The organism is Sphingopyxis sp. A083, assembly GCF_001468495.1.
Lineage (GTDB): Bacteria > Pseudomonadota > Alphaproteobacteria > Sphingomonadales > Sphingomonadaceae > Sphingopyxis > Sphingopyxis terrae.
Map to the genome: position 1 here is coordinate 35,646 of NZ_LNSK01000002.1, position 22,987 is coordinate 58,632.

Annotated in this window: 19 protein-coding genes; 9 read left to right on the plus strand and 10 right to left on the minus strand. The window is 67.4% G+C overall.

Features of this window, described 5'->3' with window-relative positions; genetic code table 11:
- Positions 1 to 63 precede the first annotated feature (63 nt).
- Genes ATE59_RS04370 through ATE59_RS04380 form a run of 3 tightly spaced genes read left to right on the plus strand, consistent with a single transcriptional unit; the run spans position 64 to position 5,860 of the window.
- Positions 64 to 1,254, plus strand: a complete 1,191-nt coding sequence (locus ATE59_RS04370; RefSeq protein WP_231737177.1) for an efflux RND transporter periplasmic adaptor subunit — start codon at positions 64 to 66, stop codon at positions 1,252 to 1,254.
- Entirely contained in the window at positions 1,251 to 4,448 is a 3,198-nt protein-coding gene (locus ATE59_RS04375) for an efflux RND transporter permease subunit (protein ID WP_058811335.1), read from the plus strand. The genes ATE59_RS04370 and ATE59_RS04375 overlap by 4 nt, the downstream gene beginning before the upstream one ends.
- Complete coding sequence (locus tag ATE59_RS04380) at positions 4,445 to 5,860, plus strand: TolC family protein (protein WP_331458654.1); 1,416 nt, start codon at positions 4,445 to 4,447, stop codon at positions 5,858 to 5,860. Before ATE59_RS04375 ends, ATE59_RS04380 begins: the two co-directional genes overlap by 4 nt.
- 74 nt (positions 5,861 to 5,934) lie before the next feature.
- Here the strand turns inward: ATE59_RS04380 and cydX are convergent, their stop codons facing one another.
- Genes cydX through ATE59_RS04390 form a run of 3 tightly spaced genes read right to left on the minus strand, consistent with a single transcriptional unit; the run spans position 5,935 to position 8,803 of the window.
- Positions 5,935 to 6,045 (minus strand): cytochrome bd-I oxidase subunit CydX, encoded by a 111-nt coding sequence (cydX, locus tag ATE59_RS17495; protein ID WP_003044383.1) that lies wholly within the window; start codon positions 6,043 to 6,045, stop codon positions 5,935 to 5,937.
- Positions 6,046 to 6,060: 15 nt separating this feature from the next.
- Positions 6,061 to 7,209, minus strand: a complete 1,149-nt coding sequence (gene cydB / locus ATE59_RS04385; protein WP_058811836.1) for a cytochrome d ubiquinol oxidase subunit II — start codon at positions 7,207 to 7,209, stop codon at positions 6,061 to 6,063.
- Positions 7,210 to 7,222: 13 nt separating this feature from the next.
- Positions 7,223 to 8,803: a cytochrome ubiquinol oxidase subunit I gene (locus ATE59_RS04390; RefSeq protein ID WP_058811838.1), complete on the minus strand. Its 1,581-nt coding sequence runs from the start codon at positions 8,801 to 8,803 to the stop codon at positions 7,223 to 7,225.
- Positions 8,804 to 8,894: 91 nt separating this feature from the next.
- Between ATE59_RS04390 and ATE59_RS04395 the strand changes: the two genes are divergently transcribed.
- The gene (locus ATE59_RS04395) at positions 8,895 to 10,541 is read left to right on the plus strand and encodes an ATP-binding cassette domain-containing protein (protein ID WP_231737178.1); all 1,647 of its coding nucleotides are present in this window, start codon (positions 8,895 to 8,897) and stop codon (positions 10,539 to 10,541) included.
- Entirely contained in the window at positions 10,538 to 12,133 is a 1,596-nt protein-coding gene (locus ATE59_RS04400) for an amino acid ABC transporter ATP-binding/permease protein (RefSeq protein WP_058811337.1), read from the plus strand. The genes ATE59_RS04395 and ATE59_RS04400 overlap by 4 nt, the downstream gene beginning before the upstream one ends.
- A 14-nt stretch (positions 12,134 to 12,147) precedes the next feature.
- Here the strand turns inward: ATE59_RS04400 and ATE59_RS04405 are convergent, their stop codons facing one another.
- From ATE59_RS04405 to ATE59_RS04435, 7 genes are all read right to left on the minus strand, one after another.
- Positions 12,148 to 12,501, minus strand: coding sequence for an ArsR/SmtB family transcription factor (locus ATE59_RS04405; protein WP_058811338.1), 354 nt, complete (start codon positions 12,499 to 12,501; stop codon positions 12,148 to 12,150).
- Positions 12,498 to 13,154, minus strand: coding sequence for a peroxiredoxin (locus tag ATE59_RS04410; protein WP_058811339.1), 657 nt, complete (start codon positions 13,152 to 13,154; stop codon positions 12,498 to 12,500). Before ATE59_RS04410 ends, ATE59_RS04405 begins: the two co-directional genes overlap by 4 nt.
- 78 nt (positions 13,155 to 13,232) lie before the next feature.
- Positions 13,233 to 14,033 carry a sulfite exporter TauE/SafE family protein gene (locus tag ATE59_RS04415; RefSeq protein ID WP_082657295.1) on the minus strand — a complete coding sequence of 267 codons (801 nt, stop codon included), beginning with the start codon at positions 14,031 to 14,033 and terminating at the stop codon, positions 13,233 to 13,235.
- 13 nt (positions 14,034 to 14,046) lie between these two features.
- A complete protein-coding gene (locus ATE59_RS04420; RefSeq protein WP_058811340.1) occupies positions 14,047 to 14,970 on the minus strand; it encodes an MBL fold metallo-hydrolase in 924 nt (307 codons plus the stop codon).
- Positions 14,971 to 15,048: 78 nt separating this feature from the next.
- Positions 15,049 to 16,314: a TolC family protein gene (locus ATE59_RS04425; protein WP_058811341.1), complete on the minus strand. Its 1,266-nt coding sequence runs from the start codon at positions 16,312 to 16,314 to the stop codon at positions 15,049 to 15,051.
- Positions 16,311 to 16,514, minus strand: coding sequence for a YgaP family membrane protein (locus tag ATE59_RS04430; RefSeq protein WP_058811342.1), 204 nt, complete (start codon positions 16,512 to 16,514; stop codon positions 16,311 to 16,313). The genes ATE59_RS04425 and ATE59_RS04430 overlap by 4 nt, the downstream gene beginning before the upstream one ends.
- Before the next feature lie 14 nt (positions 16,515 to 16,528).
- Positions 16,529 to 17,806, minus strand: a complete 1,278-nt coding sequence (locus tag ATE59_RS04435) for an NAD(P)/FAD-dependent oxidoreductase (protein ID WP_003044349.1) — start codon at positions 17,804 to 17,806, stop codon at positions 16,529 to 16,531.
- A gap of 229 nt (positions 17,807 to 18,035) precedes the next feature.
- Between ATE59_RS04435 and ATE59_RS04440 the strand changes: the two genes are divergently transcribed.
- Genes ATE59_RS04440 through ATE59_RS04455 form a run of 4 tightly spaced genes read left to right on the plus strand, consistent with a single transcriptional unit; the run spans position 18,036 to position 22,970 of the window.
- Entirely contained in the window at positions 18,036 to 18,374 is a 339-nt protein-coding gene (locus ATE59_RS04440; RefSeq protein ID WP_058811343.1) for a rhodanese-like domain-containing protein, read from the plus strand.
- Between the two features lie 2 nt (positions 18,375 to 18,376).
- Positions 18,377 to 19,441, plus strand: a complete 1,065-nt coding sequence (locus tag ATE59_RS04445) for an efflux RND transporter periplasmic adaptor subunit (protein WP_058811344.1) — start codon at positions 18,377 to 18,379, stop codon at positions 19,439 to 19,441.
- The gene (locus ATE59_RS04450; RefSeq protein ID WP_058811345.1) at positions 19,438 to 22,656 is read left to right on the plus strand and encodes an efflux RND transporter permease subunit; all 3,219 of its coding nucleotides are present in this window, start codon (positions 19,438 to 19,440) and stop codon (positions 22,654 to 22,656) included. The genes ATE59_RS04445 and ATE59_RS04450 overlap by 4 nt, the downstream gene beginning before the upstream one ends.
- Positions 22,653 to 22,970, plus strand: coding sequence for an ArsR/SmtB family transcription factor (locus tag ATE59_RS04455; protein ID WP_058811346.1), 318 nt, complete (start codon positions 22,653 to 22,655; stop codon positions 22,968 to 22,970). The genes ATE59_RS04450 and ATE59_RS04455 overlap by 4 nt, the downstream gene beginning before the upstream one ends.
- The last annotated feature ends 17 nt before the right edge of the window (positions 22,971 to 22,987 follow it).

Below are 22,987 nucleotides of genomic sequence, written 5' to 3' on the forward strand. Positions count from 1 at the left end.
CGCGCAACTTCCCCCCCTCCCTGTGGCGCGATGGCGGAACGCTTCAACAGAAAAGACAAGATCATGCAAAAGCGCTTTCTCCTCGCGCCCGTCCTGTGCCTTTCGCTAGCGCTGGCCGCCTGTTCGGGCGGCGGCGACCAAGGACAGGGCGGTCCGCCGTCGCTTCCCGTCACCGTGTCCCAGCCGCTCGTTCGCGACGTGACGGAGTGGGATGATTTTGTCGGCCGTTTCGAAGCGATCGACAGTGTCGAAGTGCGGCCGCGCGCGTCGGGATATTTGCAGCGCGTGCATTTTGCCGACGGCCAATATGTGCGGGCCGGGCAGCTTCTTTTCTCGATCGATGCGCGCCCGAACCAGGCGGCGCTCGATCAGGCGCGCGCGCAGTTGGCGCGCGCCAACGCGACCTTGGCGAACGCAAAAACCGAATTCGCGCGCTCGGCGACATTGGCCGCATCGCAAGCGGCGAGTACCGAGGAGGTTGAGCAGCGCCGTGCCGCCGTGCGCGCGGGCGAAGCCGATGTGGCGGCGGCGCAGGCCGCGGTGCGATCGGCGCAGCTAAACGTCGGTTTCACGCGCGTCACCGCGCCGATTTCGGGGCGTATTTCGCAACGGTTGGTCGATCCGGGCAATGCGGTCAGCGCCGATCAGACGGTGCTGACGACGATCGTGTCGACGAGCCCCATTCATTTCAGCTTCCAGGGGTCCGAGGCGAGCCTGCTCGGCTATGAACGCCGCGGCGACAAGCTCGACGGCGCGCCGGTGCGTATCCGCCTGCAAGGACAGCAGGATTATGCGATTTCGGGGCGGATCGACTTTGTCGACAACGCACTGTCGAACGGATCGGGGACGATCACCGTCCGCGCCGTCGTGCCCAACCCCGATGGCAAGCTGCGCCCGGGCATGTTCGGCCAGCTTCAGCTTGCCGCGTCAGCGCCGCACGCCGCCATCATGGTCCCCGACACCGCCATCGTTACTGATGCGGCGCGGCGCCTGGTCTATGTGATCGGCGACAAGGATGTGGTGCAGGCGCGCCCGGTCGAGCTTGGACCCGTCATCGACGGGCTGCGCGTGATCCGCTCGGGCATCACCGCCAAGGATCGCGTCGTCGTCGGCGGCATCCAGCGCGCGATGCCGGGCAAGCCCGCGAAGATCGAGGCGGGCCGGATCGGTGCCGACGGCAAGGTCGTGCCCGCGAAGGCGGCCGCGAAGCCTGCCTCAGCTGGCGCAGCAGCGGGCAAGGGCGGCGCACAGTGAATTTCAGCCGATTTTTCGTCGACCGCCCGATCTTCGCGGCGGTCATCGCGATCTTCATCACGCTGATCGGCGCCTTTGCCTATCCGCAGCTTCCGCTCGCCCAATATCCGGAGATCGCGCCGCCGACGATCAGCATCACCGCATCCTATCCCGGCGCCTCGCCCGACACGATCGCCGAAACGGTGTCGTCGACCATCGAGCAGGAGGTCAACGGCGTCGAGAATATGCTCTATATCCAGTCGTCCTCGACGCAGGGTCTGGCGCAGATAACGGTGACATTCCAGCCGGGCACCGACCTCGATGCGGCGCAGGTGCTCGTCCAGAACCGCGTTGCGCTCGCCGAACCGCGCCTGCCCGAACAGGTGCGCCAGATCGGCGTGCAGGTGAACAAGCAGGAAACCGGCTTCCTGATGATCGTCGCGCTGACGACGACCGATCCGGCGATCGACCTCGATTATGTCGGCAACTATGCCAATTCGACGCTGCGCGACCGGCTGCTGCGCCTGAAGGGCGTCGGCGGGGTGCAGATTTTCGGCGGCGGCTATTATTCGATGCGCGTGTGGATCGACCCCGACAAGGCCGCCGCGCGAAACCTGACCGCGACCGAGATTGTCGCGGCGCTGCAGAGCCAGAATGTCCAGGTTGCCGGCGGCTCGGTCGGCGCGCCGCCCTATGGCAAGGGCAATCCGGCGTTCGAGCTTCCGGTCGAAGTGCCGGGACGCCTCGTGACGCCCGAACAATTCGCCAATGTCGTGATCAAGACCGATACGCAGAATGGTGCGATCACGCGGCTGAAGGACGTCGCGCGGGTCGAGCTGGGCAGTCAGGATTATGGCGTGCGCGGCGTTTTCAACGGCCAGCCGGGCGTCGGCATGGCGGTGATCCAGCAGCCGGGCGCCAACGCGCTCGATGCCGCGAAGCTGGTGCTTGACGAGGTCAAGGCGGCGTCGAAGGATTTTCCGCCGGGGCTGGAATATCAAATCCCCTTCAACCCGACCGAATATGTGCAGGCGTCCGTAAGCGCGGTGCAGGAAACGCTGATCGAGGCGATCATCCTCGTCGTCATCGTCGTGCTTGTGTTCCTGCAGACCTGGCGCGCGGCGATCATCCCGATCATCGCGATTCCGGTGGCGCTCATCGGCACCTTTGCGGTGCAGCTGGCGCTCGGCTTTTCGATCAACTCGCTGTCGCTGTTCGCGCTGGTGCTCGCGGTCGGGATCGTCGTCGATGACGCGATCGTGGTCGTCGAGGCGGTCGAGAAGCATATTCGTCAGGGCCTCACCCCGCGCGAAGCCGCGCACCGGACGATGAGCGAAGTGTCGGGCGCGCTGATCGCAATCGGCCTCGTCCTTGTCGCGGTGTTCGTGCCCACCGCCTTCATTCCCGGCATCCCCGGCATCTTCTATCAGCAATTCGCGGTGACGATCGCGGCGGCGACAGTCTTTTCGCTGCTGACGTCGCTCACCCTGTCGCCCGCGATGGCGGCGCTGCTGCTGAAGCCGCACGAGGAGCATCATGCCGAACCGAAGAACCGGGTCATGCGCGTGGTCCGCCGCGCCGCGGACAGGTTCAACGACGGGTTCGACCGGCTGTCCGAACGCTATGGCACCACCACCGCGTCGCTGATCCGCAAGACGGCGCTGATGCTGGGCATCTATGCGGTACTGCTCGCCGCGACCGGCTGGCGCCTCGCAGATACGCCGACGGGCTTCATCCCCGATCAGGATCAGGGCGTGCTGATCGGCGTGGTTCAGCTTCCGCCCGGCGCGTCGCTCGATCGCACGAGCGAGGTGCTGGCGCGCGCGCAGAAGACGGTGTCGCAGATCGACGGCGTCGAGAGCATCGCGACCTTTTCGGGGCTCGACGGCGCGAGCTTTTCGACCGCATCGAACGCGGGCACGATGTTCATCCGTCTGAAGGACTGGAGTGAGCGCGGCAGCGATCTGAGCGCCAGCGCATTGTCGGGCAAGCTGTCGGGCGTCCTCGCGATGGCGCTCCCTGAAGCAAACGCCTTCGTCATCGCGCCGCCCGCGGTGCAGGGCCTTGGCAACGGCAACGGCTTCACCATGATGCTGCAGGCGCGCGAGGGGCAAAGCTATCGCGACCTTGAAAAGGTGACGCAGGCGATGATGGGCGGGGCGCAGCAGGTGCCCGACGTCACGCAGGTCTTTTCGCTGTTCAACACCGGAAGCCCGCGCATCTTCGCCGATGTCGATCGTGACAAGGCGCAGATATTGGGCGTCGACCCGAGCCAGGTCTACGCCGCGCTCGGCACCTATCTTGCCTCGACCTATGTCAACGACTTCAACTTCCTTGGCCGCACCTTCCGCGTCACGGCTCAGGCCGAACCAAGCGCGCGCAGCCGGATCGAGGATGTGGGCCGATTGCAGGTGCGGTCCTCGTCGGGCGAGATGGTTCCGCTCTCGTCGGTCGCGACCTTCCGCGACGACAGCGGTCCGACCCGCGTCGTGCGTTACAATCTGTTCCCCGCGGTCGAACTGCAGGGACAGGCGGCGCCGGGCGTCTCGTCGGGTGCGGCGTTGACCGCGATGGAGGGACTGGCCGCGAAGACGATGCCGCAGGGCTTTTCCTATGAATGGACGGGCCTTGCCTATCAGGAAAAGCAGGCGGGGAGCAGCGCGGTGCTGATCTTCCTGCTCGCGGTGGTCTTCGTCTTCCTGGTGCTGGCGGCGCAATATGAATCGCTGCCGCTGCCGCTCGCGGTGATCCTGATCGTGCCGATGTGCATATTGGCGGCGATGCTGGGCGTGAACCTGCGCGGGATGGACAATAATATCCTGACGCAAGTCGGGCTGGTCGTGCTGATTGCGCTCGCGGCGAAGAACGCGATCCTGATCGTCGAATTCGCCAAGCAGGCGGAAGAAGAGGAGGGGATGGCCCCGCTCGACGCCGCGCTTCACGCCGCGCAGTCGCGCCTGCGTCCGATCCTGATGACCAGCTTTGCGTTCATCTTCGGCGTCATCCCGCTCGCGGTGGCAAGCGGGCCGGGGCAGGAAATGCGCCAGGCACTCGGCACGGCGGTGACGTTCGGCATGCTCGGCGTCACCATATTCGGGCTGATCTTCACGCCGATCTTCTACGTCGTGTCGCGCAAGCTGGGCTATCGCGTCCAGCAATGGTTCGCGCGCGGCCGCACCAACAAGGGCGGCGATGCGCCGCTGGAGATGCCATGATGAGCCGTAATGTCCTGCTGGCCGGTGCCGCCGCGCTTGCACTGTCGGGCTGTGCCGTCGGTCCGGCCTATGTGTCGCCGACCCCCGCCGCTCCCGGACAGACGCCTTTCCTCGAGGCAGGCAAATCGCCCGCCTTCACCGGCGAGCAGCCGGCGGGGCATTGGTGGAGCCTGTTCGGCGACCCGACGCTCGACGCGCTCGTCGAAGAGGCGCTCGCCGCCAATACCGATCTGCGCGTCGCCGCCGCCAATCTGGCACAGGCGCGCGCGGTGTTGAAGGAATCGCGAGCGGGGCGCCTGCCGACCACCGGAATAAGCGCCAGCGGCACCTACGCCCGCCAGCCGGGCAGTGTCACCGGCATCGGCCCGGTCGAGGGCGAAAGCTATGATGTCGGGCTCGACATCGGTTATCAGGTCGATCTGTTCGGGCGCGTCGAAAGTGCGATCCGCGCGAGCCGCGCAGATGCCGACGCGGTGCAGGCGGCCTTCGACCTGACGCGCATCACGGTCGCGGCGGAAACGACGCGCGCCTATGCCGACGTCTGCGCCTACAACCGCCAGCTTGCGGTGGCGGAGGAAACGCTGCGCATTCAGGAACAGACCTTCGACCTGACGCGCCGGCTGTTCGAAGGCGGACGCGCGACGCGGCTCGACACAGGGCAGGCGGGGGCGCTGCTGGAACAGACGCGCGCGACCCTGCCGACCTTGAAGGCGCAGCGCGCCGGGGCGCTCTATCGCCTTGCACTGCTGACCGGCAAGCCGCCTGCCGAAGCGCCGCAGGCCGCGCTGCAATGCCAGGCGCCGCCCGAACTCGACCGTCCGATTCCGGTCGGTGACGGCGCCGCGCTGCTCGCCCGCCGCCCGGATATTCGCCGGGCCGAGCGCCAGCTCGCCGCCGCCGCGGCGCGCGTCAATGTCGCGACCGCCGATCTTTATCCCAGCATCAGCATCGGCGGGTCGGTCGGATCGACCGCCGACGCGGTTTCGGGGCTGGGCAAGTCCGACAGCTTCCGCTTTTCGATCGGGCCGCTGATTTCGTGGAGCTTTCCGAACATCGCGGTCGCGCGTTCGCGGCTGAAGCAGGCGGAGGCCGGCGCCGACGCGGCGCTCGCGATCTTCGACGGCACCTGGCTCGGCGCGCTTCAGGAAACCGAAAGCGCGCTCGCCAACTATGCCGGCGAACTCGACCGGCTTGCCGCGCTACGCCGTGCAGCGGACGAAGCGGGCGAGGCGGCGCGGATCGCGCGGCTTCGCTATCAGGCGGGGCGCGAGAATTTTCAGGTCGTACTCGATGCCGAGCGCTCGCTGGCGCAGATCCAGGCGAGCATCGCCCAGTCCGAACAGCAGCGCGCGACCTATCTGGTCGCGCTGTTCCTGGCGCTGGGCGGCGGCTGGCAGGACGGCGCCGCCTAAGGCGCCGATCTCGTGAAAGAAAAAGGCCGGTGCAGCATGGGCTGCGCCGGCCTTTTTCATGGCTGCTTTGCCGGTCAGAGCGTCGCGTCGTCGTCGGCGGGCGAGTGGAATTCGTGCCACAAGCCGTTCAATATGCCGAAGCCGACCGCGAGGCCGAGCCCGAGTACCCAGGTAAAATACCACATGGCGTGTTCCTCCGGTCAGTAGAAATCGGGGTTGGTGCGAACGTCGTCGAGCGTGACGCGGCCGAACAATATCTTGAGCACCCACGCCGTGTAGGCGAGGACGATGGGCAGGAAGATCAGGGTCACGACGAGCATGATCCACAAGGTGAGGTGGCTCGACGATGCATTCCAGACCATCAGGCTCGAATGCGGGTCGATCGAGCTGGGCAGGATGAAAGGGAACATCGACAGGCCGACCGTTGAAATGATGCCGACCACCGCGAGCGCCGAGCCGACGAAGAGCAGGCTCTGCTTGCGCCCGGCGATCGCGACATAGGCGAGGATAGGGCCAAGGAAGCCGAGGATGGGCGCGAGCAGCATCCACGGGTGGCGGCCATAATTGTCGAGCCATGCGCCCGCCGCCGGGACCGACGTTGCCCACAGCGGGTTCGAGGGGCCGGCGGGATCGAGTTCGCCCTCCAGCCGGTAGCCGATATTCATCGTGGCGACCATCACCCCGCCGATCGCGAACAGCGCGATGACGAGCAGCGCGGCGATCTTGCCCCAGCGGCGCGCCCGGTCCATCACGACGCCATCCTCGGCCTTGAGCGCGAGCCAGCCGGCGCCGTGCAGCACGACCATCGCCACCGACAGCAGGCCGGTGAGCAAGGTGAAGGGTGAGAAGAGGCCGAGCAGCGAGCCTTCGTAAAAGGCGCGCAGGTCGCTATTGAGGCGGAAGGGTGCGCCCAGAAGGACGTTGCCGACCGCAACCCCGAACACCAGTGCGGGGACGAAACCGCCAACGAACAGCGCCCAATCCCAGCGGCTGCGCCAGGCAGGATCGTCGTGTTTCGAGCGATATTTGAACGCAACGGGGCGCAGGATCAGCGCCGCGAGGACAAGGAATATCGCGAGATAGAAGCCCGAAAAGCTGATCGCATACACAAAGGGCCATGCGGCGAAGATCGCGCCGCCGCCGAGGATCAGCCAAACCTGATGCCCCTCCCACGTCGGGGCGATGCTGTTGATCGCCAGCCGCCGTTCCTCGTCGGTCCGCGCGATGAAGGGCAGCAGTGTGGCGACGCCGAGATCGTAGCCGTCGGTGAGCGTGAAGCCGATCAGCAGCACGCCGAGAAGCAGCCACCAGATCAGGCGGAGCGTTTCATAGTCGAAGGGAATCGCCATCGTCTGATCCTCCTTATTCGGCCGGCAGCGGGGCATAGCCCGCGTCGGTGGGTTCGATGCCCGAGGCAAGGTCGCGGCCGCGCTTGGACTCGGGGCCCTTGCGGATCGCCGCGAGCATCAGCCGCACCTCGATGAAAGCGAGCGCGCTGTAGAGCAGGGTGAAGGCCGCGATGGTCGTCCAGACCTGCGCCACCGTCAGGCTCGATGCGCCGAGGAAGGTCGGCAGCACGCCCTCGATCGCCCATGGCTGGCGGCCATATTCGGCGAGCACCCAGCCCATTTCGGCGGCCAGCCACGGCAGCGGCATGATGATCACCGCGGCGCGCAGGAACCACTTCACATCGAAGCGTCGCACCGTCGCATAATAGAAGGCGAGGGCGAAGAAGCCGATGAAGAAGAAGCCGAGCCCCGCCATGAGGCGGAACAGCCAGAAGGTGACCGGGACGTTGGGCACCGTGTCCCACGCCGCCTGCATGACCTGGTCGGCGGTCGCGTTGCGCGGATCGGGGACATAACGCTTGAGCAGCATCGCATAGCCAAGGTTGCTGCGGTTCGCCTCGAAGGTCGCGCGCGCGGTGGCGTTGGTGCGATCGGCCTTCAGATCCTCGAGCGCACCATAGGCGAGCTTGCCGCTTTCGATGCGTTCCTGCGCGTGGAGGACCAGTTCGTTGATCCCCTGAACCTGCCCGGTCAAGCTGCGCGTCGAAATCAGGCCGAGGACATAGGGTATCTTGATTTCATAGCGCGTCTCGCGGTCCTTGACCGACGGCAGGCCGAAGAGGGTGAGCCCGGCGGGCGCCTTTTCGGTGTGCCACATCGCCTCGATCGCGGCGAGTTTCATCTTCTGATGATCGGTGAGCGCATAGCCCGATTCGTCGCCGAGGACGACCACCGACAGCGAGGAGGCGAGGCCGAAGGCCGCGGCAACGGTCAGCGAGCGCTTCGCGAGCGCGGTGTAGCGGCCGCGGAGCAGATACCAGGCCGAAATGCCGAGAACGAAGACCGAGGCGGTGACATAGCCGGCGCTGACCGTGTGGACGAACTTCGCCTGCGCGACGGGGTTGAACAGCACCGAATAAAAGTCGACGACTTCCATGCGCATCGTGTCGGGATTGAAGCGCGACCCGACCGGATTCTGCATCCAGCCATTGGCGATCAGGATCCAGAGCGCCGACAGGTTGGACCCCAGCGCGACGAGGAAGGTGACGAGCAGATGGAGTTGCTTGGACAATTTGTCCCAGCCGAAGAACATCAGCCCGACGAAGGTCGCCTCGAGGAAAAAGGCCATGAGCCCTTCGATCGCGAGCGGCGCGCCGAAGATGTCGCCGACATAGTGCGAATAATAGGACCAGTTCATCCCGAATTCGAACTCCATCGTCAAGCCGGTCGCGACCCCGAGGACGAAGTTGATCCCGAACAGTCGGGCCCAGAAACGCGTGATGGTACGCCAGATTTCCCTTTCGGTGATGACATAGATGCTCTCCATGATCACCAGCATGAAGGAAAGCCCCAGCGTCAGCGGAACGAAGAGGAAATGGTACATCGCCGTAAGGGCGAATTGCAGGCGGGATAATTCGACTACGGCCAGGTCCATGGCGCCACTCCTGAACAGCGACTCGGCGGGGTGCCGCACGGCTTGCGGCATCGTCATTTAATGAATATGGGAATGTGTGAATATTAGAAAAATGTCAAGTAGAGATAACGCCACATCTGCAGCACCCGCCGCCAGCCGCGGTGCCCTGGCCGCTTGGCTTGGCGATGCCGTGGCCGCGGTGCTCTTCGCGCTCGCGCTCGCGCAATTGCTGGCGCTCGACGTCGCGCGTGACCTTCGCGGCGGCGGAGGGGGCGACGCGGGCTTCGGCATTGCGGGCTGGGCGTGGATGCTGCTGCTGGTTGGCGCGGCGCTGGCACGCGGCGCTTTGCAGGGCGGCGCCTTTGCGATCGGCCTACGCCACGCCGCGCGCTTTGCCGCCGAGCTGCGCGCGCGCGTCGCGCCGGCGCTGATGGTGAGCGCGGCGGGGCGCGGACGCCTGATCGGTGAAGATGCCGAACTGGCGGTGACCGCGATCGACCGCATCGAGCCCTATGTTGCGCGTTTCCTGCCGCTGCGCCGTGCCGCGATGCTTTCCCCGTTGCTGATCGCGCTGGCGGCGCTGCCTGCGAGCGGCGTCGCCGCGGCGATCCTGTTCGGCACGCTGTTACCCTTCGCGATCGGCATGGCGCTCGCCGGCAGCGCCGCGGCGCGGGCGAGCGAGGCGCAGCTGGGGGCGCTGTCGCGGCTCGGCGGCTTGTTCGTCGACCGGGTGCGCGCGCTGCCGCTGATCCTCTCCTATGGCGCCGAGGATCGTGTCACACGTCAGATCGGCGGGGCGGCGCGCGATCTGGCGGAGCGGACCCTGGGCGTGCTGCGCATCGCCTTTGCATCCAGCGCGATCCTCGAATTCTTCAGCGCGCTCGCGGTCGCGCTCGTCGCGGTCTATTGCGGCTTTTCGCTGCTCGGCCTGCTGCCCTTTCGCGCGCCCGAAAGCCTCGACTTCGCCGAGGCCTTTTACGTCCTCGCGCTTGCGCCCGAATTTTATCTCGGCATGCGCCGTTTGGCCGCCGCCTATCACGACAAGCAGCAAGGCGAAGCGGCGCTGGCGGCGCTTGCCGCCGCAGAGGCGCCGACGGGGGTTCCCACGGTTGCTCCGCCGGCGAAAAGCGCGCCGGAGGTGCTCGTCGTCGACGCGCTGGTCGTCCGGCATCCCGAAGGCGCGGCGATCGGGCCGATCAGCGCGCGCTGGACCGGACCCGGTCTTCACCTGATCGTCGGGCCGAGCGGATCGGGCAAGACCAGCCTCCTCCGCGCGTTGATCGGGCAGGTGCCCGTGGAGTCGGGCCGCCTTTACGCCGACGATGCCGCGATCGACCCGCGCGCGCTTGCTCCGCTGTGTGGCTGGGCAGGGCAGCGGCCCTTGCTGTTGCCCGGCAGCCTGCGCACCAACCTGCTCGTTGGAGGGTCGAATGTGGGCGACGCCGCGATCATCGCCGAGCTCGACGCGCTTGGCCTTGCATCGCTGATCGCCGCACGCGGCGGTGGGATCGACTGGGTTGTCGACGACCGCGGCAGCGGCCTGTCGGGTGGCGAGCGGCGGCGGATCGGTCTGGCGCGCGCGCTCCTGTCGGCGCGCCCGCTGTTGCTGCTCGACGAGCCGACCGCCGACCTCGACGCCGCGAGCGCTGCGCGCGTCGTCGCGGTGTTGCGCGCCGCTGCGATGACCCGGACGGTCATTGCCGCAACGCATGATCCGGCGCTGATCGCCTTGGCGGACAGCGTGGTCGAAATCGGATGATCGAGGCGCTGCTCCGATCCGCGCGCGCGGGCCAGCGCCGCGCGGTGCTGCTCGGCATGGCGGGCGCTGCGGTCGCTGCGCTGTCGGCGATCGGCCTGCTCGCAGTGTCGGGCTGGTTCCTGACCGGCGCGGCAATTGCCGGCCTGACCGGCGCCGCGGCGGTCAAGGCGTTCAATTATCTGGTGCCCAGCGCCGCCATCCGCGGGCTGGCGATCCTGCGGACGCTGTCGCGCTATGGCGAGCGGCTGTTCAGCCATCAGGCGATGCTATTCGCTCTCGCCGAGGTGCGCGCCGCCCTGTTCGCGCGGCTGATCGCGGCGCCGCCGGCGACGGCGCTGCTCCACAATCGCGGCGATGTCGCGGCGCGGCTTGGCGGCGACGTCGAAACGCTGGAGGAGGCGCTGCTACGCACCACGCTGGTGCCGTCGGGTATCGCAACACTCGCGGGGACGATGCTGTTGATGGCACTCGCGGGCTGGGTAGCTGCGGCGGCGTTGCTGCTCGCCGCCGCGGCGAGTTTTGCGGTGGCGCGCCGGATCGGGCGCGATCGGATCGCCCCGGCGCTCGACGCCGAAAGCGCAGCGCTCGGTGCGCTCAAGCGATGCTATGTCGAACTCGCCGCCGGGGGCGACGATATTGCGGTCTATGGGCTGGCTGCCGAGGTGCGCGCCGCGATCGCCGCGGCCGAAGCGCCGCTGCATCGCGCCCGCGCGGTGATGGCCGACGCCGACACGATCCTGTCGATCGTCCATTGGGGGCTGACCGGCGCGGCGGTTGCCGCGATTGTCGCGCTGTCGCCCGCGAGTGCGCCGGTTATTGCGCTCGCTGCGCTTGCGGCGACCGCCGCGATGGAGATCGTCGGCGGCCTCGCCCGGCTCGACATTCAACGCTGGAAGAGCCGCGGCGCGCGCGCGCGGCTCGATGCGATGTTTCCGGACGCCGCCGCCCCGGCGAGCGACGGCGCGCCGGCGCAGCCGATCGTCGAACTGGCGGTCGCGGGCGCCCTGCACCGCATTGTTCCGGGCGACCGCGTTCTGCTCGCCGGGCGGTCGGGGAGCGGGAAGACGCGGCTGCTCGAAACGCTGACGGGGCTGCGCGACGATGCGCCCGAAGATGTGCGGATCGGCGGATTGCATGCGGCAGGCTTGCCGCTCGCGGCGCGGCGGTCGCTGTTCGCGCTCGCGGCGCAGGATGCGGCGATGATTGCGGGCAGTGTGGCCGACAATCTGTCGCTCGCACGGCCGGGCATCACGCGCGACGAGATGCAGGCGGCGCTGACCGTTGCCTGCCTTGACGATGTCGTTGCGCAATTGCCCGGTGGGCTCGACTGCTGGCTGGGCGACGACGGCGCGCGGCTGTCGGGCGGACAGCGCAAACGGCTGTCGCTGGCGCGAGCGCTGCTGGCGCAGCGGCCGTTCCTGCTGCTCGACGAACCGAGCGAAGGGCTCGACGGGGCGACCGAGGCGCGGCTGATCGTGCGGCTGGGCGAGTGGTTTGCGGAGACGGGAAGCGGGTTGATCCTCGTCAGCCACCGCCCCGCGATGCGGGCGCTTGCCACGCGGCAGATCGAGATCGACGGCGATCGGGGCTAGCTAGCACCAGGATTCTAGCGCAAAATTCTCGCGAAATGGGCGGCGCTGGCGGAGGCGTCGCGGGTGCTTGTCGTCGCGGCGGGACTGGCGCCGAACTGGTCGGCGAGCGCGCGGACGGGCGCGAGCGCTTCGGGTTTCAGGCGGTAGAAAATCTGCTTCGCCTCGCGCCGCGTTTCGACGATCCGCGCGTTGCGCAGCACGCCGAGTTGCTGGCTGAGCAGCGGCTGGCCGATGCCGGTCGCACTTTCGATCTGCCCCACAGCAAGCTCCTGATCGCGCACGGCGAAGATCAGCTTGAGCCGCACCGGATGCGCCAGGACGCGCAGCAGTTCGACCAGATCGTCGTCGATGAGCGCCTCACCGGTCATTGCGCCCTGGCATCCTTCGCGAGCGTGTAGAACCAGCCGGTCGGATTGTCGGCCGCGAGCACGCCTTCGGTGGCGAGTTCGGGCGGGACGAGAAGGTCGTCGCCGGGCTGCCAACCCGCGGGCGTCATCGCCGACCCGTCGCTCGTGCGCTGGAGCGCCGCGACGGTGCGCACCATCTCGTCGATCGAGCGGCCGACGGTCAGCGGATAGATGGTCAGCGCACGGACGACGCCGTCGGGATCGATGAAAAAGGCCGCGCGCACCGTCGCGGCGCTGAAGGACTGGGCGTCGACCATGCCGAAAGCGTGCGCGATTTCGAGCGAGGGATCCTCGACGATCGGGAAGGGGATGGCAACGCCCAAGTCGTCGCGCAGCGCGCGGATCCATGCAAGGTGCGAAAAAAGACTGTCGATCGAATGGGCGAGTAGCGCGCAATCGAGTTCGGCAAAGCGATCGGCTGCGCGTGCGATGGCCAGAAATTCGCTGGTGCAGACAGGGGTGAAATCGCCGGGGTGCGAAAAGAAGAGCAGCCACCGGCCGCGATAATCGCTGAGCCGCACCGGTCCGGCGGTGCTGCGCGCGATGAAATCGGGCGCGGTGTCGCCGATGCGGATCGGGCGCGCAGCGGGCCGGTTGTCGCTGTTGTCGGGCATCGGGATTCCTCTGGGAGCTTCCTCTCGCTCGACAGCGATCATATATAATTCATAATATCGTGTAAATGTGATATGCGCTCAGCCGAGCATGGCCCCCGCGCTGTGGTAGAGCATATAGGCGGCCACGACGAGAACGAGCAGCGCGAACAGCGTGTTGAGCCGCCCGGTTCTGGCCGACAGGCGCTGCGCACCCTTGAGCCCCAGCCAGCTTCCCAGCGCGCCGCCCGCGATGAACAGCCCCGCAAGCTGCCAATCGACGAGGCCCGACCAGGCATAGTTGGCGGCGGTGGTGAGCCCGAAGGCGGTTACCGCGACGAGCGAGGTGCCGACCGCGTTGATCATCGGCATTCCCGTCGCGGCGACGATGCCGGGGACGATCAGAAAGCCGCCGCCGATGCCGAAAAAGCCGCTGAACGCTCCGCTGCCAAGGCCGTAGCCGAGCAGGCGCGGCGCATTTTCCCGGCTGATCCGCACCGCGGGATCGCCGACCTGGCCGCGCTTGCGCAGCATGATGACCGCGATGACGACCATCAGCAGCGCGAAGAGAAAGAGCAGCTTGGCGCCGTCGAAACTCTTGCCGAGGGTCGATCCGGCGAAGGCGCCGACGATCCCGGCGCCGGCGAAGGTCAGCCCGCACGGCCAGCGCACATTGCCGGCGCGCGCGTGGTTGGTCAGCCCGACTGCTGCATTGGCGGCGACGGCGAGTGCGGCGGTCCCGATCGCGACATGCGGCTGCGGCACTCCGACGAGATAGACCATCAGAGGCACCGCCAGGATCGACCCGCCGCCGCCGACCAGCCCGAGCGTGAAGCCGACAAGCACCCCGGAGAGGGCGCCGAGGATCATCTGGGCGAGGCTGAGCGTCATGGGGTCGGTCATTGCGTGCGCGATCCTAGAGTGTGTCGAGCGGCAGCTTCAGATAGCGGGTGCCGTTCGCTTCGGGTTCGGGGAAATGACCGGCGCGCATATTGACCTGGATCGACGGCAGGATCAGCCGCGGCATCGACAGCGTCTTGTCGCGCGCCTCGCGCATCGCGACGAACTGATCTTCGTCCACGCCTTCGTGGACATGGACATTCGCGGTGCGCTCGGCCGCGATCGTCGTTTCCCAGGCAAAACTGTCGCGACCCGGCGCCTTGTAATCGTGGCAGAGGAACAGCCGCGTTTCGCCGGGAAGCGACAGCAAGCGCTGGATCGAGCGATAGAGGGTGCGCGCATCGCCGCCGGGAAAGTCGGCGCGCGCGGTGCCATAGTCGGGCATGAACAAGGTATCGCCGGTGAACAGCGCATCGCCGATGATCCACACCATGCACGCCGGCGTGTGGCCGGGGGTGTGGAGCACCATTCCCTCGATCTCGCCGAGCATGAAGCGCTCGCCGTCGGCCATCAGCCGGTCGAACTGCGAGCCGTCGCGCGCGAAGCGCTCATCTTCGTTGAAAATGGCGCCGAACACCGTCTGCACCGTTTCGATATGCCGACCGATGACGATCTGGCCGCCGAGCTTCGCCTGCAGATAGGGGGCAGCGGAGAGATGGTCGGCATGGGCGTGGGTTTCGATCTGCCATTCGACGGTCAGCGCTTCGCGGCGGACATAATCGACGATCGCGTCGGCCGAGGCGTGGCTGGTGCGGCCCGAAGGCTGGTCGAAATCGAGCACCGAATCGATGATCGCCGCCCTGCGCGTCGCCGGGTCGTGGACGACGTGCGTCGCGGTGAAGGTCGGTTCGTCGAAGAAGCTTTTGACGACGGGAATATGGCCGGTCGCGCGCGCCTTGGCGATCAGCGCGGCGGCGGAATCACGGTGAAGGTCGTCCATGCGATCATTCCTTCGTTCAAAATATTAGATAAAACTAATATAGTGAGGCGGCGCCGTTTGTCCAGTGGAGGAGGAGGCCTATTCGATACCGCAGAGCAGGCGGAGGCGCCACGCCGCGGTCTGCACCGATGCCTGCGCTTCGGCGAGCCGTGCGGTCGCGGCGATCGCTTCGCGTTCGGCATCGAGCTCGGCGAGCGGCGGGCGGGCGCCCGAGCGCACTTCGAGGCGGGTGCCGCGCAGCGCTTCGCGCGCCGCGGCGTCGCCATCGCGCGCGGCATCGAGCGCGCGTTCGGCGCTGTCGAGCCCGCTCCACGCCTCGATCACCGCCTGGGTGACGTCGTCGCGCGCCTGACGCAGCCGCGCTTCGCTGGCCGAGAGTTTCGATTGCGCCTCGCGGACGCGCGCGCTGCCCGCGCCGCTGTCGAAGAAGGTCCAGCGCCCGCGCAGCCCGACGGTGACGCTGTCGGCGCGATAGTCGGGGAAAAATTGGTCGCGGATCCGCGCGCCCTCGGCAAAGACGCCGAGCTGCGGGCGGTTGGTCGCCTTGGCGGCGCGTACCCCCGCGGCAGCGCCGTCGACCCCGGCATCGGCCTGCGCGAGCAGGACATTCGCGGCGACGGCGGCCTCGACGGCTTCGCCGAGCGTCGCGGGAACCTCGGGGCGCGGGGGCAGGGGGGCGAGATCGCCGACAGGCTTGCCGGTCAGCCGCTCGAGGCGGGCGAGTGCGGCGGTGAGGCGGCCCTGGGCCTGGACGAGACCGGCCTGTCCCTCGGCGCGGCGTGCTTTCGCCTGTGCGACCTCGCTGCTCGTCGCATCGCCGACGTCGTAGCGCAGGCCGGTATGACGAACGATCTCGCCCAGCGCATCGACGAGCTTGCCATAGCTCGCGACAAGATCGCGCGCGGTGAGCACTTCGGCGTAGGCGCCGACAGTCGCGAGGGTCAGATTCTGGCGCGCCATATCCTTGCCAAGCGTCGCGGCGCGGCTGCCCGCTGCGGCCTGATCGATCGCGGCGCTGATCCGTCCACCGGCGTAGAGCGGGTATTCGCCGACCAGTTGCACGGCGCTGGGGGTCACGCTTTGCGCGGTCAGACCGAAATAGCCGCCGGGGTCGAGCCGGCCGGTGCCGACGCTGCCCTCGACACTGGCGGTGGGACCGGCGGCGGCGCGCGCCTGTGCAAGCCGCGCGGCGGCGGCATCGGCATCGGCAGCCGCCGCTTCGAGCGCGGGCGAGTGCGCGCGCGCGTCGGCGATGGCGGTCGCCAGATCCTGCGCCGCCGCAGGATGCGGCAGCGCGAGCGCGGCAAGGCATGCCGCCGTCAGCAGGGTCGCGGCGCGTTTCACTTAAAGGCGGCTCCCTGCCGCACGCCGAGCCGCTTGAAAATGGCCGCCGCGGGACAGAAGCCGGTGAAGCTTGCCTGGATCATGTTGAGCCCGGCAAAGGCGGCGAGTCCGATCCACCAGGGATGGACGAACCAGGCGAGCAGCACGCTCGTCAGCACGACGAGGCCCGCGAAGCGCAAAACGGCACGATCGAGGTTCATGGGTCTTCCTTTCGTCAGAAGCGGAGTTTCTTGATCCCCAGCGCATGCATCGCGAGCTTTTCGTAGAAGGGCTCGCTCTCGCCCTTGCGGACCTTGCGCAGGAAATATTTTTCGAAGCCGATCTTGGCGAGATGGACCCATTTGCCCGACGACGACCAGTTGAGGTTGCGCGGCGGGATCTGCGGCTGCGCGACGAAGGCGACGCCGCCGTCGCCGAAGTCGGCCAGACAGACGGCGTTCCACGTCGCCTCATGCTTCGGCGGCTGACCGGCGAGCTCCAGCTTCAGATTCTGCGCGATCGCGGTGACCATCGATTCGATCATGAAGCCCGTCTTGGGCACGCCCACCGGGACGGGGGTCGGGCCGACCGGCGGGATGGCAACGCAGACGCCGAGCGAATAGATGTTGGCGAAGGTCGGATTGCGCTGATGCTTGTCGGCGATGATGAAGCCGCGCGGATTGGTCAGTCCTTCGATGCCGAAGACGGCATCGACGCCGCGAAAGGCGGGCAGCAGCATCGAATAGCCGAAGGGCAGGTCGTGCTTGGCCTTGACGCTGCCGTCCTCGGCGACTTCCTCGACATGCGCCATGCCGGCCTCGAAGCTGGTGACGCGCGCATTTGTGATCCATTTGATGTGGCGGTTGCGCAGCTCGCTTTCGAGCAGGCTCTTGGTATCGCCGACGCCGTCGAGGCCGAGATGGCCGATATAGGGTTCGGCGGTGACGAAGGTCATCGGCACCCGGTCGCGCAGCTTGCGGCGCTTGAGTTCGGTGTCGAGGATCAACGCGAATTCATAGGCCGGCCCATAACAGGAGGCGCCCTGTGCGGCGCCGACGACGATCGGCCCCGGATTTTCGCAGAAGCGGTCGAAGGCATCGGCCGCGGCGGCGGCATGATCGGTCGCGCATACCGATACGGTGTTCGCCTCCGGCCCGAAGCCCTCGATCTCGTCGAAGGCGAGTTTCGGTCCGGTCGCGATGACCAGATAATCATAATCGACGAAGGCGCCGTCGTTCAGCTCGACCTGATTTTCCTTGGGGTGGACGCGCTTTGCGCCGACCGCGGTGAAATCGATCCCCTTGCGCTTCATGACGGGGGGCAGGTGAACGCAGATCGCTTCGGGTTCGCGCCAGCGGACCGCGACCCAGGGGTTGGAGGGGACGAACCAGTAATTTTCCTGATCGGAAATCACCATCACCTCGGCCTTGCCCTTGGAGGCCTCCCGTATTTCGTAAGCGGCGATGGTGCCACCGAGTCCGGCACCCAGAACGACGATCCGCGGTAACGACATCTTCTCTCTCCTTGCTCCGGCGCGCGTGGGGCGCCGCCGGCTTTCCCTGGGGGTGGCCGCGATGCGGGGCGGACGGTGTGCCTCCGCATCGCGGCCGCACTCGATTTGGGGCGACCCAGAAGGCTCGAGTGCAATATCTGTTGACCTTCATATTAGATTTAAATAATATTAGCAATAGCTGAATTAATCAACCCGCCATCGGCCGGGTCCGCGCAAGGAGTTTTTGACCATGCTGAACCTGTTCCGCCGTCCGGCGCACAAGGAAATCGCGCCGCATGCGCTTGCCGAGATGTTGGCGGCAGGCGAGGCGATTCTGGTCGATGTCCGCGAATCGGACGAATTCGCGAGCGGCCATGTCGCAGGCGCGCTGTCGATGCCGCTGTCGCGCTTTCAGGCAAGCGCGCTTCCGGCGGGTGACAAGCCGGTCATCCTGACCTGCGCCGCGGGTCGCCGTTCGGCGATGGCGCTCGACAAGGCGGCGGCGGGGCGGCCCGACATCGACACCCATCTTGCGGGCGGCATGGGCGCCTGGCGCGCGGCCGGCCTGCCGGTCGTGACGGGGAATTGACGATGCGCCCATCATCCCTGCACACCTCTGCGCTGCTCACCGGCGCCCTGTTCGCCGTATCGCTGTCGCTCGGTGGTTGTGGCGGCGAGACGAGCGCGCCCGCCGAAAAGAGCGCGGCCGTCGCGGGCGAAAGGCTGGCGTTGCAGCCGGTGACGATCACCGACTGGAAGGATGTTGGCGCGCTGGTAACGAGCGTCGACATGGCCGACGCCCGCGCGCGCATTCCCGGCATCCTCGACAGTCTGAGTGTCCGCGAAGGCGACATGGTGCGCAAGGGACAGGTGATCGGCCGCGTCGTCGACAGCCGGCTCGGCTATGAAGGCGCGGCCTATGGCGCGCAGGCGGCGGCGGCGCAGGCGCAGGCCGCACAGGCCGATGCCGAACTGGAGCGCGTGCGCTACCTCCATGCCAATGGCGTCTATGCGCAGGCCCGGCTCGATCAGGCCGAGGCGCAGGCGCGCGCGGCGCGGGCACAAGTTTCGGCGGCGCGGGCGCAGCAATCGGCGGTCGGTGCGGTCGCCGGGCAGGGCACGGTGATCGCTCCCTCGGCCGGACGCGTGCTGATCGCGCAGGTTCCGGCGGGTTCGGCGGTGGCGCCCGGCACGTCGATCGCGACGATCACCTCGGGACCGATGGTCCTGCGCCTCGAACTGCCCGAAACCTTGGCCGACAAGGTTCATGTCGGTAGCGCGGTGCTGGCAACGGGGCTTTCGGACGACAAGGGCGCGGCGCCGCCGCGCGCCAGCGTCGGCCGCGTCTATCCCGCGGTCAGCGGCGGGCAGATGTTGGCCGACGTTCCGATCCCCGGACTTGCCAGCACGATGGTCGGTCGCCGCGTCACGGCGCGCGTTGCGGTCGGCGAGCGGCAGGCGCTGGTCGTTCCGCGCCGCTTCGTCGAAACCAGCTATGGCATCGACTATGTGACAATCATCGTCGGCAAGGATGCGACGTCGCGAGTGCCCGTCCAGATCGCGCCGACCGACGATCCGGCGCGGGTCGAGATATTGTCGGGCGCGGGCAAGGGTGACACGCTGATCGCGGTGGCGCGCGGAGCGGCAGGCAAATGAGCCTGGGCCTGTCGGGGCGGCTGACGCGCGCGACGATCCGCAGTCCGCTGACGCCGCTGATGCTGCTCGCCGCCATAATGGTGGGGCTGCTCGCGATCATGACGATCCCGCGCGAGGAGGAGCCACAGATCAGCGTGCCGATGGTCGACCTGATGGTCGCGGCGCCCGGCCTGTCCGCAAGCGATGCGGTCGAGCTGATCGGCAAGCCGCTGGAGACCATCGTCAAGAGCGTCGACGGCGTCGAACATGTCTATACCCAGGCCGAAGACGATGGGGTGATGGTCACCGCGCGCTTCCTGGTCGGGTCCGACCCCGACGACGCCGCAATCCGCATCAACGAGCGGCTGTCGGCGAATATGGACAAGCTGCCGCAGGGCATCCAGCCGCCGCAGGTGACGGTGCGCGGGATCAGCGATGTGCCGATCGTCGTTCTGACACTGTCGCCCAAGGCCGGCGCGCGCGGCGACTGGAACGAGCAGGCGCTGCGGTCGCTCGCCGCCCGCTTGCGGACCGAGGTTGCGAAGGTCGACAATGTCGGCCTGACCTTCATCACCGGCGGGCAGGAGGAACAGCTTCGAGTCGTTCCCGATCCGGCAAAGCTCGCGGCGCATGGCGTCTCGCTCGGCGCGCTGATGGATGCGGTGGGGCAGGCAAACCGCAGCTTCCCGCTCGGGACGGTGCGCGAGGGCGGCGCGGCGACCGCCGTCGTTGCCGGACAGACGGTGCGCAGCGCCGAGCAATTGGCGACGATCACGGTGCGCGCCGCCAACGGCAATCCCGTCTATCTGCGCGATGTCGCGACGGTCACGCAGGGGCCGGGTGAGGATCAGGCGCGCGCATGGCGCTGGGCCAAGGGCGCGGGCGATCGCTGGTCGATGGCGCCCGCGGTCAGCCTGGCGATCGCGAAGCGTTCGGGGGCCAATGCCGTCAATGTTTCGGACGCTGTGGTCGCGCGGGTCGAGGCGCTGCGCGGCAGCCTGATCCCGCCGGGCGTCGAGGTCGCGGTGACGCGCAATTATGGCGAAAGCGCCAATGAAAAGGCGAACGAGCTGATCTTCCACCTCGGACTTGCCACGGTGTCGATCGTCATTCTGATCGGCTTCGCGATCGGCTGGCGCGAGGCGGGGGTGACGGCGGTGGTCATCCCGACCACGATCCTGCTCACCATGTTCGCGTCGAACATCATGGGCTTCACGATCAACCGCGTCAGCCTGTTCGCGCTGATCTTTTCGATCGGCATCCTGGTCGATGACGCGATCGTGATGATCGAGAATATCGCGCGCCACTGGGCGATGGCCGACGCGCGCAGCCGGATCGACGCGACGGTCGATGCGGTCGCCGAGGTCGGCAATCCGACGATCATCGCGACGCTGACCGTCGTCGCGGCGCTGCTTCCCATGCTGTTCGTATCGGGACTGATGGGCCCCTATATGGCGCCGATCCCGATCAACGCCTCGGCGGCGATGCTCTTTTCCTTCTTCGTCGCGGTGATCATCGCGCCGTGGCTGATGGTGCGCTTTGCGCGCGATACGCTGGCGCAGGGCGCGCACGACCATGCGGGCGGGGGCAAGCTCGGCGCGCTCTATGGCCGCGTCGCCATCCGCGTGATCCGCGATCGCAAGAGCGCGCGCAATTTCCTGATTGCCGTTGGCGCCGCGACGCTCGTCGCCTGCTCGATGTTCTATTTCAAGGCGGTGACGGTCAAGCTGCTGCCCTTCGACAACAAGTCGGAGGTGCAGCTTGTCCTCGACATGCCCGAGGGCACGTCGCTCGAGACGACGGGGCGCACGCTCGACGCCGCCGCGGCGGTGGTGCGGCAGATTCCCGAGGCGCGGTCGATGGAGGCCTATGCGGGCACCTCGGCGCCGTTCAATTTCAACGGCCTCGTGCGGCACTATTTCCTGCGCAATCGGCCCGAGATGGGCGATTTGATGGTGACGCTGGCGCCCAAGGGCGAGCGCGACCGGTCGAGCCACGCCATCGCGCTCGATCTGCGCCAGCGGCTGAAGAAAGCGCTGCCGCTGCCCGCCGGTGGGTCGATCAAGGTCGTCGAAACCCCGCCGGGGCCGCCGGTGCTCGCGACGCTGCTCGCCGAAATATACGGTCCCGACGAAGCGACGCGGCGCAAGACCGCCGAACAGGTCGAGGCGCTGTTCCGCACCGTCCCCTATGTGGTGGATGTCGACAACAGCTTCGGCGTCCCGCGCCCGCGGCTGCGGCTGATACCCGATCGGGCGCGGATGGACGCCTATGGCATTTCGGAGCGCCAGCTTTTCGACAGTATCGGCGCGCTGCTGGGCGGGCAGACCGTCGGCTATGCGCCGCGCGGCGACGGGCGCGATCCGCTGCCGATCCGCATCGCGCTCGATCAGTCGCAGCGCAGCTGGAGCGCCGACCTTGCCGCGACGCCGGTTGCGACGATGGGACCGGGCGGGCGGCTCGTCCAGCTCGGCGAGATCGTCGATGCGCGCGAGGAGGAGGGATCGCCCGCGCTGTTCCGCCGCAACGGCCGCGCCGCCGATATGGTCACCGCCGAACTGGCGGGGGAATATGAAGCCCCCATCTATGGCATCTTTGCGGTCGACGACGCGATCGAGGCGTTCGACTGGAAGGCGCACGGGATGGAAAAGCCGGTGGTCCGCTTCAATGGTCAGCCCGACGATGAACAGGTGCCGACCCTGTTGTGGGACGGCGAGTGGGAGATCACCTGGGTGACCTTCCGCGACATGGGCGCCGCCTTCATGGTTGCGCTCCTGGGCATCTATGTCCTGGTCGTCGGGCAGTTCCGCAATTTCAAGATTCCGCTCGTGATCCTGACGCCGATCCCGCTGACCCTCGTCGGTATCGTGCTGGGGCATATGCTGTTCGGCGCGCCCTTTACTGCGACGTCGATGATCGGCTTCATCGCGCTGGCCGGGATTATCGTGCGCAATTCGATCCTGCTGGTCGACTTCATCAACCATGCGAAGGGCGAGGGCAAACCGCTGCGCGATACGCTGCTCGAAGCGGGGATGATCCGCTTCAAGCCGATCGTGCTGACGGCGGCGGCGGCGATGATCGGGGCGGCGACGATCCTGACCGACCCGATCTTTCAGGGACTTGCGATTTCGCTGCTCTTCGGACTCGCCTCCTCGACACTGCTCACCGTGCTCGTTATTCCCGCGATTTACATCGTCCTGCGCGACGATGGCCGTGAAGGAACCCTCTCCCCATGACCAAGCCGACCGACCTTTCGATCCTGAAACGCGATGCGCGCGAGATGGCCGACTATTTGAAGCTGCTCGCGCATCCCGAGCGGCTGCTGATGCTGTGCCAGATGGACGAGCGCGAAGTGTCCGTCGGCGAACTCACCGAGCTCAGCGGGCTGTCGCAATCGGCGGTGTCGCAGCATCTGGCGCGCTTTCGCGACCAGGGTATCGTGTCGGCGCGCGGCGAGGCGCAGACGCGCTATTACAGCCTGTCCGACGCCAAGATGCAGCGCATCATCGCGGCGCTGTGCGAGGCATGTCACGGGGACGAAGCGGCTTAACACTTGACCCGGAGCCG

What these genes read in the sequence shown, in the direction of transcription:
- cydX (WP_003044383.1), bottom strand. Translation starts at nt 6,045, where the DNA reads ATGTGGTATTTTACCTGGGTACTCGGGCTCGGCCTCGCGGTCGGCTTC.
- ATE59_RS04400 (WP_058811337.1), top strand. Translation starts at nt 10,538, where the DNA reads ATGATCGAGGCGCTGCTCCGATCCGCGCGCGCGGGCCAGCGCCGCGCG.
- ATE59_RS04405 (WP_058811338.1), bottom strand. Translation starts at nt 12,501, where the DNA reads ATGACCGGTGAGGCGCTCATCGACGACGATCTGGTCGAACTGCTGCGC.
- ATE59_RS04415 (WP_082657295.1), bottom strand. Translation starts at nt 14,033, where the DNA reads ATGACCGACCCCATGACGCTCAGCCTCGCCCAGATGATCCTCGGCGCC.
- ATE59_RS04440 (WP_058811343.1), top strand. Translation starts at nt 18,036, where the DNA reads ATGCTGAACCTGTTCCGCCGTCCGGCGCACAAGGAAATCGCGCCGCAT.
- cydB (WP_058811836.1), bottom strand. Translation starts at nt 7,209, where the DNA reads ATGGCGATTCCCTTCGACTATGAAACGCTCCGCCTGATCTGGTGGCTG.
- ATE59_RS04455 (WP_058811346.1), top strand. Translation starts at nt 22,653, where the DNA reads ATGACCAAGCCGACCGACCTTTCGATCCTGAAACGCGATGCGCGCGAG.
- ATE59_RS04370 (WP_231737177.1), top strand. Translation starts at nt 64, where the DNA reads ATGCAAAAGCGCTTTCTCCTCGCGCCCGTCCTGTGCCTTTCGCTAGCG.
- ATE59_RS04445 (WP_058811344.1), top strand. Translation starts at nt 18,377, where the DNA reads ATGCGCCCATCATCCCTGCACACCTCTGCGCTGCTCACCGGCGCCCTG.
- ATE59_RS04430 (WP_058811342.1), bottom strand. Translation starts at nt 16,514, where the DNA reads ATGAACCTCGATCGTGCCGTTTTGCGCTTCGCGGGCCTCGTCGTGCTG.
- ATE59_RS04435 (WP_003044349.1), bottom strand. Translation starts at nt 17,806, where the DNA reads ATGTCGTTACCGCGGATCGTCGTTCTGGGTGCCGGACTCGGTGGCACC.
- ATE59_RS04380 (WP_331458654.1), top strand. Translation starts at nt 4,445, where the DNA reads ATGATGAGCCGTAATGTCCTGCTGGCCGGTGCCGCCGCGCTTGCACTG.
- ATE59_RS04450 (WP_058811345.1), top strand. Translation starts at nt 19,438, where the DNA reads ATGAGCCTGGGCCTGTCGGGGCGGCTGACGCGCGCGACGATCCGCAGT.
- ATE59_RS04410 (WP_058811339.1), bottom strand. Translation starts at nt 13,154, where the DNA reads ATGCCCGACAACAGCGACAACCGGCCCGCTGCGCGCCCGATCCGCATC.
- ATE59_RS04420 (WP_058811340.1), bottom strand. Translation starts at nt 14,970, where the DNA reads ATGGACGACCTTCACCGTGATTCCGCCGCCGCGCTGATCGCCAAGGCG.
- ATE59_RS04390 (WP_058811838.1), bottom strand. Translation starts at nt 8,803, where the DNA reads ATGGACCTGGCCGTAGTCGAATTATCCCGCCTGCAATTCGCCCTTACG.
- ATE59_RS04395 (WP_231737178.1), top strand. Translation starts at nt 8,895, where the DNA reads ATGTCAAGTAGAGATAACGCCACATCTGCAGCACCCGCCGCCAGCCGC.